The 16,907-nt window shown below is 63.5% G+C and carries 13 protein-coding genes and 1 riboswitch; of the genes, 4 read left to right on the top strand and 9 right to left on the bottom strand.

Annotated features, from left to right (window positions below; all coding sequences use genetic code 11):
• Window positions 1-88: 88 nt before the first annotated feature.
• The 9 genes from LPJGGPFB_RS13300 to LPJGGPFB_RS13340 all read right to left on the bottom strand — a co-directional run bounded on the left by LPJGGPFB_RS13300 (window position 89) and on the right by LPJGGPFB_RS13340 (window position 10,473).
• Window positions 89-781: a redoxin domain-containing protein gene (locus tag LPJGGPFB_RS13300; protein WP_173420336.1), complete on the bottom strand. Its 693-nt coding sequence runs from the start codon at window positions 779-781 to the stop codon at window positions 89-91.
• 257 nt (window positions 782-1,038) lie between these two features.
• The gene (locus LPJGGPFB_RS13305; RefSeq protein WP_234902800.1) at window positions 1,039-2,634 is read right to left on the bottom strand and encodes a caspase family protein; all 1,596 of its coding nucleotides are present in this window, start codon (window positions 2,632-2,634) and stop codon (window positions 1,039-1,041) included.
• A 468-nt stretch (window positions 2,635-3,102) separates the two neighbouring features.
• Window positions 3,103-3,366, bottom strand: a complete 264-nt coding sequence (locus tag LPJGGPFB_RS13310; protein ID WP_025427439.1) for a hypothetical protein — start codon at window positions 3,364-3,366, stop codon at window positions 3,103-3,105.
• 167 nt (window positions 3,367-3,533) lie between these two features.
• The gene (locus LPJGGPFB_RS13315) at window positions 3,534-6,350 is read right to left on the bottom strand and encodes a mechanosensitive ion channel family protein (protein ID WP_427858238.1); all 2,817 of its coding nucleotides are present in this window, start codon (window positions 6,348-6,350) and stop codon (window positions 3,534-3,536) included.
• 94 nt (window positions 6,351-6,444) lie between these two features.
• The gene (locus LPJGGPFB_RS13320; protein ID WP_173420337.1) at window positions 6,445-7,005 is read right to left on the bottom strand and encodes a DUF924 family protein; all 561 of its coding nucleotides are present in this window, start codon (window positions 7,003-7,005) and stop codon (window positions 6,445-6,447) included.
• 72 nt (window positions 7,006-7,077) lie between these two features.
• Window positions 7,078-8,088 (bottom strand): FecCD family ABC transporter permease, encoded by a 1,011-nt coding sequence (locus tag LPJGGPFB_RS13325; RefSeq protein ID WP_345791015.1) that lies wholly within the window; start codon window positions 8,086-8,088, stop codon window positions 7,078-7,080.
• Between the two features lie 177 nt (window positions 8,089-8,265).
• Window positions 8,266-9,219, bottom strand: coding sequence for an ABC transporter substrate-binding protein (locus tag LPJGGPFB_RS13330; protein WP_173420339.1), 954 nt, complete (start codon window positions 9,217-9,219; stop codon window positions 8,266-8,268).
• A complete protein-coding gene (locus LPJGGPFB_RS13335; RefSeq protein WP_173420340.1) occupies window positions 9,216-10,022 on the bottom strand; it encodes an ABC transporter ATP-binding protein in 807 nt (268 codons plus the stop codon). The genes LPJGGPFB_RS13330 and LPJGGPFB_RS13335 overlap by 4 nt, the downstream gene beginning before the upstream one ends.
• Window positions 10,023-10,059: 37 nt before the next feature.
• Window positions 10,060-10,473: a DUF1636 family protein gene (locus LPJGGPFB_RS13340; RefSeq protein WP_173420341.1), complete on the bottom strand. Its 414-nt coding sequence runs from the start codon at window positions 10,471-10,473 to the stop codon at window positions 10,060-10,062.
• A 108-nt stretch (window positions 10,474-10,581) separates the two neighbouring features.
• Window positions 10,582-10,797, bottom strand: a riboswitch (cobalamin riboswitch).
• Window positions 10,798-10,979: 182 nt separating this feature from the next.
• On the opposite strand from LPJGGPFB_RS13340, the gene LPJGGPFB_RS13345 reads away from it, so the two are divergent.
• The 4 genes from LPJGGPFB_RS13345 to LPJGGPFB_RS13360 all read left to right on the top strand — a co-directional run bounded on the left by LPJGGPFB_RS13345 (window position 10,980) and on the right by LPJGGPFB_RS13360 (window position 16,884).
• On the top strand, window positions 10,980-11,267 hold the full coding sequence (locus tag LPJGGPFB_RS13345; RefSeq protein WP_173418168.1) for a hypothetical protein: 288 nt from the start codon (window positions 10,980-10,982) through the stop codon (window positions 11,265-11,267).
• 323 nt (window positions 11,268-11,590) lie between these two features.
• Window positions 11,591-13,297, top strand: a complete 1,707-nt coding sequence (gene aspT, locus LPJGGPFB_RS13350; RefSeq protein WP_209791430.1) for an aspartate-alanine antiporter — start codon at window positions 11,591-11,593, stop codon at window positions 13,295-13,297.
• 54 nt (window positions 13,298-13,351) lie between these two features.
• Complete coding sequence (locus LPJGGPFB_RS13355; protein WP_173420343.1) at window positions 13,352-15,004, top strand: bifunctional aspartate transaminase/aspartate 4-decarboxylase; 1,653 nt, start codon at window positions 13,352-13,354, stop codon at window positions 15,002-15,004.
• Between the two features lie 200 nt (window positions 15,005-15,204).
• The gene (locus LPJGGPFB_RS13360; protein WP_173420344.1) at window positions 15,205-16,884 is read left to right on the top strand and encodes an aspartate-alanine antiporter-like transporter; all 1,680 of its coding nucleotides are present in this window, start codon (window positions 15,205-15,207) and stop codon (window positions 16,882-16,884) included.
• Window positions 16,885-16,907 lie beyond the last annotated feature (23 nt).

Raw genomic sequence — 16,907 nt, forward strand, 5'->3', positions numbered from 1 at the left:
GACCGGCCGTTTGACATCGCGGTGATCGTTGCCATTGCCGCAGCAAAATCAAGCCCCGAAATGCTGCTCCGTCTCCGTCGGCGCCCCGCTATTTGGCGGCAGAAACCGCGACCTCTCTTGCGGCAGCGATGATCCGCTCGGCGGTCGGAAAGGTCCCGAGGCCATCAGGGCCGTCGCGCGCCTCAACCTCGACCCAGGCGATGCAGCCCGATGTATCGACAAGGAAATGGCCGACGAGCTGGGTGCCGTAGCTCTCGGAGATGGATCGGTCGATGTCATGCAGTTCGAAGCCATCCTTGGCATTAAGGAGCTCATTGGCCTTCATCGGCTGCGCCGGCTCCGCCAACTCGCCGCCCGGATTGATGCGTGCAGCGGCAAACTGCTCGAAACTGGTGTGTAAGGGCCATTGCGGCTCTTGAGTGCTATCGGCCGGGGCAAAGCCGGCGAGCGGCAGGCCGAAGTCGCGGTGCGTGCGGCACTCGGGATCGCACAGCACCGTCACCGGCGTCGGTTGAAACTGGAGATAGAGACGCGCCCGCTCTATTGGCGTGTTGATCACGGCAAGCGTTTCTACGCCCGCTTCGCGCAAAACCGGCTGGAGCGCCGAGAACTGCCTGAGTTGACGCCGGCAGAACGGACAATGCAGGCCGCGAAACAGACCGATCAGGAACGGCCGACCGTGCAGGTCCGCAAGCGAAACAGTGCCATCGCTGTTGGCAGCGGCCAACGAGAAGGCCGGAGCAGCCTCCCCCGGGCGCAGTCCTGGAAAGTCATTCGCCATCGATAACCGTCCTCCGTAAAGAGCAATTCCTGCAAAAATGCGCAGCGGCTTTGTGTCCTGAATTGCGTACAAGCCAAGAGATAGGGCGTTGTGCGATTCCGTCTGTAGCGGAACCGCCCCAAAGCATGTCGCGCAAAAGTGTGCCGCGGTTTTGCGATAACGACATGCGCAAAAACAAGAACTCAAAGATCGCTACGCGCTTTAATGTCACCCGCCGATCACGTCGTCTCGTGACCACCACGGCTTGAGCGGTGCGGTCACCGCCAGCTGCAGTCCCAGGGTTGCCCGCGTGCGGCACGGGCGCAAGCAAACGTGCGGCCACAGGCATGTGTGGCGCTCATCGACGTGCGGCCGCGGCCGGAACCCCGGCCGAGCGTCTGGCGGGCTGCAAGCTGGGCGCTGGCGGGACAGCTGGCAAAGCTCTTTTTCTTGGCGTCATCGGGTGCCGTGATGGTGTTCGAAGGCGCCTTCCTTGCAGGCGTTTCGCCGGTGCTGCGCGTCTTCGACGGATCCGGCAGCTTCGCCTCGCGCCTGATGTCAATGCAGCGGCCGCCCTTCAGCTGCTGGTTCTGGGCGCAGGCGAGCGGGCAGATCCGCGCCTTCTGCGTCCGCAACCGCTCCAGCACGCCATCGGAGGGTTCGAGTGCCGCAAGCTCGACCTTGCCGAGCCTGGCGAACTGCTCCAGCGCCCGGCGGCTGCCGAGCCCCCAGAGCCCGTCCTCGCTGCCAGCGCGGCATCCGACCCGATTGAGCTCCTTCTGGATCGAGCGCACCAGCTCGCGGTTCGGCTCGACGGTTTCCAGCACCGAGGTTTCGCTGGCCGACGGCTGCGTCAGCGCGGCCAGCTGCTCCGGTTCGGCGGGAAGCCCGCCCGCGGCCGGCGCTTGCTGTTTTGCCGCCTCCTCGGCTGCCGCACGCTCGATGATCCTGATCTTTGCCTTCGCCAGCGAAACGAAGGCGCCGGTGGGATATTGCTGCAGATAGGCGTCGAACAGATCGCGATCGCTCGAGCCCTTGATCGTATCCCAATAGGCAAGCTCGGCGGCATTGCCCTCCTTGGTGGTGCCGGGCGATACAGCGGTCCCCTGTGCCGTCGACGGGTTCAACACCACCTCTCCTGTCAGCGAAGAATTGTCCCAGGGCACCTGCTTGCCGTCCGTCGCCTCCAGCACGTCGCGGCGAACGTCGATCAGTTCGCGGGTGATGTCGCGCCCCGGCTTGCCCAGGTGGCGAAGCAAGGCGGCCGTGAACGGCGAGTTGCGCCCGGCGCCGTCCAGCGCGACATTGCCGGGCTGGGTGGCAAAGGCGATCAGCGAGCCGATGCCGGTGCCGACCTTTGCCAGCCCCCTGCCGATCGAACTGGAGCGCGTGCCCATCGAGCGGGCGAGATTGACGGCGAGCGGATTGTCGCGGCAGGCATCGAGGAACACCAGGTTGACCCGGGTCTCGCGCTCCATCGCCGAAAGGATCAGGTTCATCGGCACCGCCTCGAATTCGAGGTCGATATAGGAGAGCAACTTGGCGTCGACGGGGGCGATGTAGTTCTCGCCGTTCACCTGCAAGCCGTGGCCGGCATAATAGAACAGCGCGAGGTCGGCGCCATCGAGCTTGCCGACAAAATCGCGAATGGTCCTGCGCACTCCGGCAAGGTCGAGGTCGCGGCCGACGACGACCTCGAAGCCGAGATCCGTCAGCTTGCCCGCCATGTCGCCGGCATCATTGTCGGGGTTCGGCAACTGCGCCACATGCTGATAGGCCGAATTGCCGATGACCAGCGCCACGCGCTTTTCGGCAAGCGCCTGCGAAGAGATCAGCACCAGGAAGATCGTCATGACCATGCGAAGGCATTGCATGTCATCCCCTCCGGACATGCCTGTGCATGTCCCGCCAGCGCCGCGCATCACAGGATGCGCCAAGGGCACCGTACCACCTCAAGCTTGCCGCATAGGCTTCTCCTCAAATCGCTTGCGCCTTGAGGAGTCATGCCGTCGAACGTCGCGTGCCCCCGCCGCACACCGGCCTGTTTTCAGCAGGGTGCGGCCCCTAGGCGGCGCTGTCAATGCGGTCTGCCCGTACCTGCGACACCCGCTCGGCATGAAACCGTGTCTCGGGGCCGTCCCCGAATTAACGGGCCATGGCCGCATTTCATTCAATTGCCAAATGGGATTAGCGCGCCCTAACCCGTTCTGCTTACGGCGCGTCGAAGGGTTGTTCGCGGCCCGGGTCGCCCCATCCGCACATCGGGCAACGACGGGCCAAAACGAAAAAACGGCGCCGGGAGATCCCGACGCCGTTTCGAATTCCGTTTTGAAGAGCTGCGCTTACTTGACGATCGCCGAGCCGTTGACGATCTCGACATTCTCATCGCCCTGCAAGCCGATGCGGTCTCCGCTCGGCGTGGTGACGAAGCAGCCGCTGGGGCAGATCATCTCGGTCGCGCCGGCGCTGATCGCCACTTCCATGCGGCTTTCGCCCTCGACGACAACCAGAACAGCAGTCTCGCCATCCTTGTTCGTGACAGTCGCGGCAGATACCGCCCCTGCCGCCAGCACGCCGGAAAGCAAAGCAATCACAAATGTCTTCATCGCCCATCGACGCCCGCGGCGCCGCCCTTTTGCACAGCCGGCCGCCCCGTCGGATCGCGACGGTGGCTCCGGCCACCTCTTCAGCCCGTGACAGCCTAGACCGTCAAAAGAAGAATTGCATGCTTTTTATCGCGGGCAGGCTGAATAGCGGCTGAACGCTCCGTTTATCAGCGGTTGGGGTTTGAGCGGCGGCTGGAGGCACGGCGCTTGCCGCCTTCCTGCTCGTTTTCTTCGTCCAACGGGGCTGCTGAAGCGGCCTCTTTCTTTGAGGCGGCGGCCCTCTCATCGGCCGAGGTCGCACCCTTGGGCTCGCCGACCGTCTCCGGCTCGTGGCTCTCGATCCCGGTCTGGTTCTCGACGGGCACGTCTTCGATCTTGACCGGGAACGGCGCGCCGATGCCTTCGTCACGGAAGCGCTCGTAGATGGTGACACGCAGGTCGTTGCGCACGCCGCCACCCGTCAGGACGTCGGCCACGTAGATCCGGAGTTCGAAGGTCATCCGGTCCTCGCCAAAGGCGGTAAAGCCGACGGTCGGCGACGGGTTCTTCAGCACCATCGGGTGGGCACCGGCGATTTCGGCGAGCAGGTCCATGATCCGGCGCGGCTCGCTCGCATAGGTGACGGTGACGGCGATTTCCGAACGCCCGAGCTTGTTGCGGTGCGTCCAGTTGCCGACCGACGCGTTGATCAGCAGCGAGTTCGGCATCATGATCGACTGGTGCTGGAAGGTCTCGATCTCGGTGGCGCGCACCGAGATGCGCTTGACGAAGCCTTCGGTCGTGCCGCTGACGATCCAGTCGCCGACCTTGAACGGGCGCTCGACTAGGAGGATCAGGCCCGAGACGAAGTTCGACACGATGTTCTGCAGGCCGAAACCGACACCGAGCGAGAGAGCACCGGCGACAAGCGCAAGATTGGAAAGATCGATGCCGGCCGCCGAAAGACCGATCAGGCACGCGAGCCCGACCCCGACATAGCCGATGCCGGTGCGGATCGAGTTTCTGACGCCCGCATCCACCCGGCTGCGCGCCATGATGTTGCCGTCGATCCAGCGCTGTACCCAGCGGGTGACGACGTAGCCGAGCGCGAAGAACAGGATGCCCGCCATGATGCCCATGAGCGAGATGGTGATGGTGCCGATCTTGATCTCGGTGATGGCGCGATAGGTCCAGGACTCGATGTCGGCGACCTGGAAGCCCCATTGCAAGAGGATCAGCGGGATGAAGAACAGCGCCACCAGCGCGTAGATGCTGAGGCCCGCCGCCAGCCCGACCTGGTCGAGACCGACCTGCTCCAGCTTGTGGCGCCGCTCGAGATAACGTCCGGCTGCCGTTTCGGCGAAGGCCCCCTGGCGCGACACCGCCTTGCCGGTGAGGAACCCGATGTACATCATCACCAGAATGGCGCCAGTGATGATGATCTGCGTGGCGATGAAGCGGGAGAGACCGACATAGCCGGTCGCGGCTGCGATGATCAGCGCCGCACCGGTCAGCATCAGACCGATGGAGACGATGCGCGGCCATGGGCGACCGGGCGCGTCAAACGGCTCGTCGCGCTTCAGCGTCGGCTTGATCCAGGCCGATGCGATGATGATCAGCCCGATGACGACCGAGGCTATGAAGCTCTTGACGACCGTCAGGACAACAGGCGAGCCGAGCGCCTCGCTGATGCCGCCGAAGAGGTAGTCGAGACCGTTGACCAGCACCATGGCAAAGATGGTGATCAAGAGGACGTTGGCGCCGCGATCGGACACACGCACCAGCCGCCAGCGGGAATCCTTCGGCGACAGCACCGCATTGGCAAGCGTCGTGACGAAGAACCCGACCACGGTTACCGCAAGCGCGATCGCAATGATCGGCGTGATATCGGAGCGCAGCACGTTGAAACTGCGCAGGAAGAGAAAGCTCGAAACGGCGAAGGCAGCCGTCGAGAGCGTCGGAATGAGCGTCGACCAGAAGGCGACGGACAGGCGCCGGAAATAGCTCGGCTCCTCGTCGGACTTGTCGTGATGGATGTAGGGCGAAAAAAGCCGGTTGCTGCCAACAAGGAAGATGAGTGCGGCGCAGATCGACAGGAAGAGTGCGGTCAGAAGCGGAATACGCTTGTAGTTCCAGACGAAGGTCAGCCAGCTCGTCGTGCTGCGTGACAGCACCTTGGTTTCGTTGATCGTCGCCGAAAGCGCCTCGTCGAACATTTCGAAGGACACATCGGTGTTCTTCAACAGCGTGTTGGAAAACAGCGCGCGCCGCGTCGCCGTGATGCCGTTCGACAATTTCGTTGCCTGGACCGAAAGGCTTTCAGCCTCCCCCGTCAGTGCATTGATCTCACCGCGCTCGGCCAACAGCCGCTTTCGCTCTGAGGTGACGATGTCGGCCTCGGGCGGCTGCCCCTCGCCCGGCGGATCGCCGAGTTCGGTCAGCCGGGCCTTGATCTCGTCCAGCCGCGGGCGGGTGGCGATCGAGGTCGAGATGATCTGCTTGGCGACGGCATCGACCTGAACCTTGAGTTCGGCAAGCGCGATGTCGTCGTCGCTGGCTTTGCCGACGAGGTCCTTCAGCCGCTGGAGTTCCTTGCCGGCCGTCGCCAGTTGCTCGGCGGTCTGGCTCTGCCCGGCATCGGCCGCGATGGTCGCGTCATTCGCCTGTGCTGCGTTCTGTGTAGGTGCCGCCGCGTTTTGGGCGGGTTGCGTCGCGCCCCCTGCGGGTTGCTGCGCATTCGGCGCAGGCTGCGCTTTGCCGTCGGAGGCCGGCTGCGAGTTCTGGGCGGGCTGGGCGCCTCCCTGCGCAGGCTGATTGCCGGTCTGGGCCGGGGCTTGCGCGGGCGTCTGGGCCAGTTGCGTCGTCGTCTGTGCCGGCTTTGCGGTTTGCGCCACGACAGCGCCGGCACCGGCCAGCGACAGCAGGCAGACGGAAACAGCGAGCAACTTTCCCACGAAACGCAATTTCAAAACCCTCAAAAGCCCAACCTCATCCCGATACGGAATCGCCCGGGCAGTCGTCACAATGCGGTTTGAATACGAAAGACGGCGGAAAGATGCAAAGGCATGGTAAAACATGCCTTCACACCCCGTAAAACCGTCAGAAACCCGAGCCCGGCTGCGCCAGATAGGCGAGTTCCGCCGCCGTCGACGTTCGCCCGACGAAGGCGTTTCGGTGCGGGAAACGTCCATAAGTCTCGATCACCTCGCGGTGCCGGATTGCATAGTCGATATACATGGGATCGCCAAGTTCGGTGAAAAGCTTCACCGCCATGGTCTGGTCCGTCAGGTTCTCGGAATGCTCGAAGGGCATATAGAAGAATGCCCGCCATTCCGGCTTCACCGCCATGTCGGCGCCGGCGCCGACGGCGAGCTTGGCTTCCCTGAGCGCCAGCCCGTCGGTCGCAAAGGCGAGCGGCGTCCCCCGGTACATGTTGCGCGGCAGCTGATCGAGAAGCACGATTGCCGCCAGCCGGTTTTCCGGCGTCGCCCGCCAGACGTCGCCGATCTCCCTGGCAAGGGCGAGATGCGAGGACTGGAAGCGCTGGTAGCAATGCTCGTCCAGCTCGCGGGAAGGCTTGAACCAATGGTCGAGCGACAGTTCCTCGAACCAGAATTTAAGGACTTCATCCGGGGTGCAGGCCTCAGCGTGATACGTCATTCGCTCCTCGTGTTGCGCAGTGGTCGATTGCTGGAACCAGGCGGCAATCGGTCCGTGTCCATGCCGCGAGCTTTACACCACCTTGCGCTGTTTCAGAATGGCAATAAAGGCCAAGCCGCCGACAAGTCCGGTGACGACGCCGATCGGCATGTCCTCGGGCGCCATGACGACGCGGGAAAAGAGGTCGGTCCATATCAGCACCAGCGCCCCGACAAAGGCGGAAAGCGGGATAACCCGGACATTGTCGCTGCCCGCAAACAGCCGAACGAAATGCGGCACCATCAGGCCGACGAAGCCGATCGCACCGGAGAACGCGACCATGACACCGGTCAGGAGCGCCGTGACGACAAAGAGGACAAGGCGGAACCGGCGAACGGGAATGCCGAGCGTCGTTGCCGTCTCGTCACCCATGGCAAGCGCGTTGATCTCGCGCGCACGAAGCACGAGATAGCCGAGGCAGGCCGCCAGCACCACGGCGGGATAGACGAGATGCGGCCATTGCGCCAGACCAAGGCCGCCGAGCATCCAGAAGATCACGGTGTGCACCGCCCGGGGGTCGCCGAGGAAAATCATCAGGTTGCCGATCGACGTCAAGGTGAAGGCGACGGCAACGCCTGACAGCACCAGCCTGTCGGCGTTGGTGCCGAGCACCCGCGTCACCAGCGCCACAAGTGCTGTCGCGACCAGAGCGCCGGCAAAGGCAAACAGCGGCACCGTGGCAAGGCCGAGGATGAGGCCTGTGTGGAGAAGCGCGATGATCGCGCCGAGCGCGCCGCCGGAGGACACGCCGAGCAGGTGCGGATCGGCGAGCGGATTGCGGGTGACGGGCTGAAGCACGGCGCCCGTCAGCGCCAGCCCCGCCCCCACCAGCCCGGCAAGCACGACGCGCGGCAGGCGCACGTCCCAGACGATGCTCTCGCGGCCGGCCGACCAGGCGACCTCGACGCTGCCAGGCGAAAGCTTCGAGGCGATGATCGACCAAACGGTCGAAACCGGGATCGGTGCGGAGCCCAAGGAGACGGCAGCGGTGATCGTCAGGCACAAGAGCAGCAGTGCCACGAGAAAGGCGGTCGTGATCTTCACTGTCCGTCCCAGGTTCAAGATTGCAGAGGAGAGGACGAAAGCGGGCGACAAGGCACGCTTTCGCCAGAGGGCGGCGCATCGGGCGTGACGCGCCGGCAATGCCATAACACGCTAAACGTGCTGCATGATTTGCCCTAAATCGACGCCGGTTTCAGGCAACATGCAGCCGCTGGCGCATTACATCGCCTGCCCGTGAAAAGCCTTGGCCAGGCGGGCGATGGCATCGATGTTGCGCGGGCCCGGCGTCGCCTCGACATAGTCGAGCACGACGAAGCGGTCGTTCTTGACGGCATCGATGTTCTTGAAGGCGGGGTTGCTCTTCATGAAGGCGATCTTCTGCTCGGCGGTGACTTCGCCATAGTTGACGATCACCACCACCTCCGGGTTCTTGTCGATCACCGGCTCCCAGGAAATCTCCGTCCAGCTCTTCTCGACGTCGTCCATGACGTTGACGCCGCCGGCCGCTTCGATCATCGCCGTCGGAATGCCGAACCGGCCAGACGTGAACGGCTTTTCCTCGCCGGAATCATAGACGAAGACGCGCGTCGGGCGCTCGATCGCACCGACGTCGGCGGTGATCCTGGCGAGATCGCGGCGATAGCCGTCGACCAGCGCCTTGGCCTGGTCCTCGACGCCGAAGATCAGGCCGAGATTGAGCAGATCGACGAACATGTCGTCCATCGTCGGCTTATCCTTGGCCATGATGTGGATGCAGGATTCGGTCAGTTCGTAGACGTTGACCTTGAAGGGCGCCAGCGTTTCCGGCGTCACCTCGCCGCCCACCTTCATGCCGTAGTTCCAGCCGGCAAAGTAGAAATCAGCGTCGGCATTGAGCAGCACTTCCTTGGTCGGATATTTTTCCGAAAGCTCCGGCAGCGCCTGGACACCTTCGCGCAGCTTTTCATCCAGCGTCTTCCAGCCGGAAACGCCGGTGTAGCCGACCATGCGATCCTGCAGCTTCAAGGCCAGCATCATCTCGGTGAGGTTGACGTCGTTGGAGACGGCACGCTTTGGCGCCGCATCGAAGGTCACGTCGCGATTGCAGCTCTTGACGGTGACGGGATAGGCGAGCGCCGGCGTCGCGGCGAGCGCAAGGAGCAGAAGGGCCGAACCGGCGAACAATGTCTTCATGAAATCAATTCCTGTCGAGCGAGTGAAAAGGAAAATCGGGCGCCGTTGGAGACGGCATTACTGTGGGCGGTGGCGGTAACGCCGAAGGCGGCCGAAAGCGCCTTCGGATTGAGCACCTCTTCGGGCGGCCCGAAGGCCGTCATGCGGCCTTCCGTCAGGATCGCCACGTCGGTGGCAAATTCGGCGGCCAGGTTGATGTCGTGCAGCGTCGTAACGATGGTCAGTCGGAGCGTCTGCAGGAGGTCGAGGATTTCGAGCTGATGGCGGATATCGAGATGGTTGGTCGGCTCATCGAGGATGATGATGCGCGGCTGCTGGGCCAGCGCCCGGGCAATCAGCACCCGCTGTTTCTCGCCACCCGAAAGTGTCGAGAATTGCCGTCCGGCCAGGTGGGCAAGGTCGAGATGCTCGAGCGCATGCGCCACCGTCTCGCGATCCCTGGCCGTCCAGCCGCTCATGCCTTCGCGCCTGGGGATGCGGCCCATCATCACCACGTCGCGCACGCTGAAAGGGAAATCGCTCGGCATTTCCTGCAAGACGACTGCAATGATCCGCGCCGCCTCCCGTGCCGTCATCGACCAGATGTCAGTGCCATCGACTTCGATCGTGCCCGCCGTCGGCTGGGCGGAACGATAGAGGCAGCGCAGCAGCGAAGTCTTGCCGGCACCGTTCGGGCCGAGAATGGCAAGCCGGCTGCCGGGCGCAATGGCAAAGTCGACCTCGCGGACCAGCCGCAGGTCCGGGCGTGGGCCCCAATCGAGCGCGCGGACACGAAGGCCGGCCCCTGTCGCGGTGCAACTCATCGGCTCATCCCTCCCCATGTACGCATTCGACAGGCGTTCATTGGAAATGCCCGCCGATATCTTCGGAGATGAGCAGCGCTGCCGGTATGCGCGCCAGCGTCTTGGCGCTCAGCCCGCGCGGCCGTTCGGCCGCCCGCGTCATGCCATCGTTGCGCCCGGCATAGGTGGTGGCGAAGGTGATGAGATCGTCGATATCCTCATCGGGCGAGATATCGCCGAAGAGATAGGTCGCCTTGCCCGTCGCCTGGAAGGCGATGGTACAAGGCCGGGTGCAGGCAGCCATGCAGACCGTTCCGGCGATCGAAAAATCCCGGTCGAGCGGCGCGCCGAGGGCGGCAATGCTGCGGTTCAGCCGCTGGATCAGATCCGCGCCCGGGCGGCAGGGGCCGCCGGTGAACCGGCAATCTGTGCAGACCGTTATCTTGTGCTGTCGGGATGCCAGATTGGCCATATCTCTTCTCCGCCGGATCGGGCCGGAGAGAATATGGCAGAGCGATGTGATGACGGGTGACCGCCGCGCAAAAACCAGTTCTTGTCCATCGGAACACCCCGTCCGTTGTGGTTGATCGGTTCGATGGCAGGTCTCCTGGCTCGCGGGTCGAGGCGCATCCACGTCTTCCCGGCTGATCGCCAGTGACATGGTGTGAATGCGCTTTCCGCTCACAGTTGCGGGGGCAGCCACGGTTTCGGCCCCATTTGGGTCGTCCGCTCCGTGTTCCCTTTTCAGCCGCTTACGCATTGTCGCGCTCGCAGCACCATCACCCCCTTCGTCGCACACTTCGACGGAGGTGACAACCGGCGGGACGGATCGGCCTCGGCCTATCAACATGCGGCATATTCTCATGCGCTTTAGTTATGTAATATCATTACAGTAAGCAAGCCGAAATATCCGTCCTCCGGCATTATGCATCAGGGTCGACGACGCCACGACTGACCGTGCACGAACGCTCGACCGCGATGATCAGCAACGTCGTTGGCAACGACCCGTGCCCGATATCCCATAAAATGCTGAGATGCGCGCCTTTGGCGGACACTCTGCACGAGCGCAATGAGGGAAACGATGCGTCGGCTGTATCCGCCGTGTTGAAACGTGTCTGGGTTGCTTCAACCATCCTTGGAGAAACCGCCTTCGGCGCATTCCATGGCTGGCAACGGCACGGAGTGGTGGGCGCGATTGCGCTCGGCTTCGTCGCCGGAGCCTTCCTCCCCACTTCACCGAGGTTGCTTGTCGAACTGCTGACCTGAACGATCGCCGACGGCATCGGCACCCCATCTCCTGCCATGCCTCGTCGCACGAGCCATCGCGCCGCCTCTGGGCGCAGTCGTCACCGACGGAACGGCCAACCGGTAACGTCGTCCGTTACTGTTACGTACTTGCAGACTGGCACAATCGGTGATGTGCTTTCAAAGAACTGATCGCGCCTTCCAGCGGCGTGCAACGACTTGCGCCGGGTTCGCCCGCGTTCCGGGCGGCGGCGCTCCGAACTTCATATCTCGAAGTCTTATGCGACGTAACATCCAGCCTGTCCGCGTAACTCCCGAATACGACGAGTTTTTTGAAGGGGATGATGGTGAATCCAATAGACTTTTTCGTAGACACGCTGCGTACATATCCGCCGGTCGCCGTCTTTCTTGCCCTCGGCATCGGCTTCGTGATCGGCCCGATCAAGATCGCGGGCTTCAACCTTGGAAACGTTACCGCCACCCTGCTGGCCGGTGTCGTCATCGGACAGCTGGGCATCCAGGTTTCCGGCGACCTGAAATCGACCTTGTTCCTTATTTTCCTGTTTGCCGTCGGCTACGGCGTCGGCCCGCAGTTCGTTCGCGGCCTGAGCACGGACGGACCCAAACAGATTCTCTTTGCCCTCTCGGTCCTCGTGCTGTGCCTGATCGTGCCCTATCTGTGCGCGCTGATTGCCGGGCTGCCGCTTGGCTATGGCGCCGGCATGTATGCCGGTTCGCAGACAATCTCCGCGGCCATCGGCGTTGCCAGCGACCAGATCAATGCAATGGGCATGAGCCCGGAACAAGCCAAGACCTACACCGACCAGATCCCGATCGCCTACGCGGTGACCTATATCTGGGGCACCATCGGCTCGGCGATCATCCTGGCGCAACTCGGGCCCAAGCTTCTCGGCATCGATCTTCCCGCCGCCTGCAGGGAGTATGAGGCCAAACTCGGCGGTGGCACCGTCAGCAGCGAACCCGGCATCACCCGCGCCTATCACGATTTCGGCCTCCGGGCCTACCGCGTCGACGAGGCGAGCGGCCTTACCGGAACGCCGGTCAGGAACCTGCTTCCCGGCATCCGCGTCTTCGTGGAGCGGCTGCGGCGCGGCGGCCAGATCATAGAGGCCGATGGCAACACCGTGCTGCAACCGGGCGACGTCGTCGCCTTTTCCGGCAGACGCGCCGCCCTTGTGGAACACCTCGACGCCAAGCTGCTGGAGGTTGAGGACAAGGAACTGCTGAACGCCGAAGCCGAGGTCCTCGACGTCTACGTCACCAACAAGGCGCTTGCCGGCCGGACACTCGCAGACGTCAGCACCGAGGATTGGGCCCGCGGCGTCTATGCCCGCAAGATCGTGCGCTCGCTGGTCGAAATCCCGGTCCTGCCCGGCACGACGGTCGAACGCGGCGATATCGTCACCATCGGCGGCGCCAAGAGACATGTCGAGGCGGCGATCAAGGCGCTCGGCTTTGCCGACCGTCCGGTCGAAACGACCGATATTGCCTTTCTCGGCTGGGGGCTGTTCTTCGGAGCCATGGTCGGCGCGCTGACGCTCACGATCGGCGGCATACCGATCGGCCTGTCCACCTCGGGCGGCGCGCTTCTCGCCGGCCTCGTCCTCGGCTGGCTTCGCTCCACCTATCCTGCCTTCGGCACCATCCCGGCTCCGGCACTCTGGCTGATGAACACGCTGGGCCTGAACATCTTCATTGCCGTCGTCGGCATCGGCGCCGGTCCCGGCTTCGTCGCCGGACTGCAGGAAGTCGGCATTTCGCTGCTGCTCTGGGGCATCGTGTCGACATCGGTCCCGATGATCGCCTCGGTGCTGATCGGACACTACGTGTTCCGCTTTCACCCCGCGATCCTGTTTGGCGCCTGCGCCGGCGTGCGCACCACCACGGCGGCGCTCGGCATGATCCAGGAAGCGGCCAAGAGCAAGGTTCCGGCCCTTGGCTACGGCATGCCCTATGCCATCGGCAACACACTGCTGACCATATTCGGCCTCGTCATCGTCATCATGCTGGCGCCATCAGGCGGGCCGTGAGTTTGAGAGCATCGTTCGAAGAAGCAGAAAACATCGTTTAAGGGAGTGTGATTCATGTTGGACAGAAAATTCTACGACAGTCTATCCGATCTCAGCCCGTTCGAAATCAAGGACGAGCTGATCAAGCTTGCCAGGACGAGCTCGCAGAAATCCGCCACGGCATTCCTCAATGCCGGCCGCGGCAATCCGAACTGGACGGCGACAAGGGCGCGTGAAGCGTTTTTCCTGCTTGGCCAATTCGCCATCACAGAGGCCAAGCGCACCTCCTTTGATCCCAAAGCGGGCGTAGCAGGCATGCCGGCGCGCGATGGGGCGCATCAGCGGTTCCAGAAGTGGATCAAGAAACAGCTCCACGCGGCCGCCCAATGGGACGAGGAGGAGGAAGGCGAACTGCCGGCAAAGACGCTTTCCGACGCCGTCGAATACGCCATTCGCTCCTTCAACTTCGACGCGGACGCCTTCGTGCACGAGCTCACCGATTCCATCATCGGCGACAACTATCCAGTGCCCGACCGGGCGCTCCATCACAACGAGATCATCACCCATGAATATCTGATGTGGGCGATGTGCGCCGGCCACCGGCCCAAGGCGACGTTCGACCTCTACCCGGTCGAAGGTGGCACCGCCGCCATGTGCTACATCTTCAAGGCGCTGAAGAACGCCCGCCTGCTCAACGCCGGCGACACGATCGCACTCGGCACGCCGATCTTCACGCCCTATCTGGAAATGCCGGAACTGGAGGACTACGACCTCAAGACCATCAATGTCAGCGCCGAGCAGGAGGATCGCTTCCAGTTTACCGACGAGGATATCAAGGCGCTCGAAAACCCCAAGGTGAAGGCGCTGTTCCTGGTGAACCCCGGAAACCCGTCCGCCGTTGCCATGGATCCGGATTCGATCAAGCGCCTCGTCGACCTCGTCACCAAGAAGCGCCCCGACCTGATCGTGCTCACGGACGACGTCTACGGCACCTTCGTTCCAGGCTTCCAGTCGCTGCTCGGTCATCTGCCGCGCAACACGATCGGCGTCTACTCGTACTCGAAGTATTTCGGCTGCACCGGCTGGCGCCTCGGCGTCATTGCGGTGGCGCAGGACAACATCTTCGACGAGAAGATCAAGGCCCATGGCGAGCCGATCCAGAAGCTCCTGGAAAAGCGCTACAAGGCGATGACGCCGAAGCCGCGCGACGTGAAGTTCATTGACCGCATCGTCGCCGACAGCCGCGACGTGGCGCTGAACCACACCGCCGGCCTGTCGCTTCCGCAACAGGTGATGATGTCGCTCTTCGGCCTCGTCGAGCTGATGGATGTGGAGAAGGCCTACCAGAAGGCTTGCATCGCCATCTGCACGAAGCGGTTCTGGAACCTGATCGAAGGCATGGGCGTCGAGTCGAATCCCGGCATCTATTTCGACCACTATTACGGCATCATCGACTTCGAGTTCTGGCTGCGCAAGTATGTCGGAGAAGATGTCGTCGCCTGGGTGAAGGAGAACATTCACCCGCTCGACATCCCCTTCCGGCTCGCCGAAGACTACGGCATCGTTCTCTTGAACGGTTCTGGTTTCGATGCGCCGAACTGGTCGGCACGCGTCTCCTTCGCCAATCTCAACGACGATGCCTATACCCAGATCGGCACTGCCGTCCGCTCCGTCGCGCGCGGTTACGTCCAGGCCTATCGCGCTTCCAAGGGCATTCCGATCAGCTGATGCACCAAAGGCGCCGGCCGCCTCTGGGCGGCCGGCGATTTCAACCCGCTCGCCTCGCCTGACCGCCTCGTTTCCTGAGCCGCATTCCCGCGCGTCCGAAAATCGACCGAAGGCTTCAGGCGCCGCATATCGTTGAAAACCCATCTGCATTCGGCACGCAGCCCACCGGCGTCCGGCGCTCAATCTCGAAGGATCGTCACGTGGTCGAACAGGCGTTCAGCATTCTGCGGGCTCATCCGGAACTGGCGTTGTTCCTGGCGCTCGGCATCGGTTATGCCGTCGGCAAGATCACCATCGCCGGCGTGACGGTCGGCGCCGTCACCGGCTGCCTGCTGGCCGGCGTGCTGATCGGCCAGACCGGCGCCGTGCTTTCGAACGATGTGAAGCAGGCGTTCTTCCTGCTCTTTCTCTTCGCCATCGGCTACCGCACCGGCCCACAGTTCTTCCAAAGCCTCAACGCCGACGCCCTGCCGCAGATCGCCGTCACCGTGACGCTTTGCGTCGTGGCACTTGGCGTGGCGATCGTTCTTTCCATCTTCTTCGGCTTCGATCTCGGAACGGCGGCGGGCGTGCTTGCCGGCGGGACAACGGAATCGGCAACCGTCGGTGTCGCCATCGACACGTTCCGAAAGACCGCACCGACGCCAGAAGCTGCCAGCCAGTTCGAGTCCGCTGTCGCGACCGGCTTTGCCGTCGCCTATCTCGTCGGTGTCGTCAGCGCCATCCTCGTGCAGTCGCAACTGGCGCCAAGACTGTTCGGCCGCAGCCTGAAGGACGCCTGCGCCGAACTCGAGGCAGAACTCAACATCACTCCGAGCGACACCGGCAACAGCGCACGCCGCGAGATCGAGGCACGCGCGTTCATTGTTGGCGACAATCTTGTCGGCCTCACCGTCCAGGAGGCGGAGGCACGCGTTCCCGAGCGGCAGAAGGCCTATATCGAACAGATCCGCCGGGGCAGCGAGATCATCACCCCCGCTGCCAAGGAGCGCCTGCAGGTGGGCGACGTCATTGCCGTTGCCGGGCTTCGCGGGTTTCTGGTGGAGTATGCCAGCCGGATCGGCACCGAGATCGACGATCGCGAGTTGCTCGATATCCCGGTCGAGGTTCTCGACGTCGTCGTGACCAACAAGGAGGTCGCAGGACAACGCCTGTGGCAGCTCAACCAGCGACCGGAAGCGCGTTCCGTCTTCCTGCGCGGGATCCTCCGCGCCGGCCAGACGATCCCGATCTTCCCGGGGCTGACCGTGCGTCGCGGCGACGTGATGTCGATTGCCGGCGCGAGGCGCCATGTCGAGGATGCGGCGGCTCTCCTTGGTTATGCCGACCGCGAGACGACGGCGACCGACATGGTCTTTGTCGGCGTCTTCATCTTCCTCGGGGGCCTCATCGGCATTCCCGCCCTCAAGCTTGGCGCGCTGGAGATCGGCCTCGGCGTCGCGGTCGGCGTGCTGGTCGCCGGCCTCGTCGCCGGCTGGCTACGCTCGATCAGGCGCACCTTCGGCTTCGTGCCGGAGGCCACGCTCTGGTTCTTCGACAGTGTCGGGCTCTGCGCCTTCATCGCCTGCGTCGGCATTTCGGCCGGCCCGAGCTTCGTGGCAGGCCTGGTCCAGTCGGGGCCGGCGCTCGTTATTGCCAGTGCGCTGATCTGCGTGATTTCGCACCTGGCCGCACTCGCGCTCGGCCGCTGGGTCTTCCGCATGAACGAAGGCCTGCTCGCCGGCACCTGCTGCGGCGCCGGCACCTCGGCACCGGCGCTGGCCGCCGTGCAGGAGGCAGCGGGAAGCAAGGTCCCGACATTGGGTTACGGCCTTGGCTATGCAATCGGCAATGTGCTGCTGGCGCTCTGGGGTGCGGTGCTGGTTACGGTTCTTGGGTAGCAACGCCCTTTGGCCCGGCGGCG

Source organism: Ensifer adhaerens (assembly GCF_013283195.1).
Taxonomy (GTDB): domain Bacteria; phylum Pseudomonadota; class Alphaproteobacteria; order Rhizobiales; family Rhizobiaceae; genus Ensifer; species Ensifer adhaerens_G.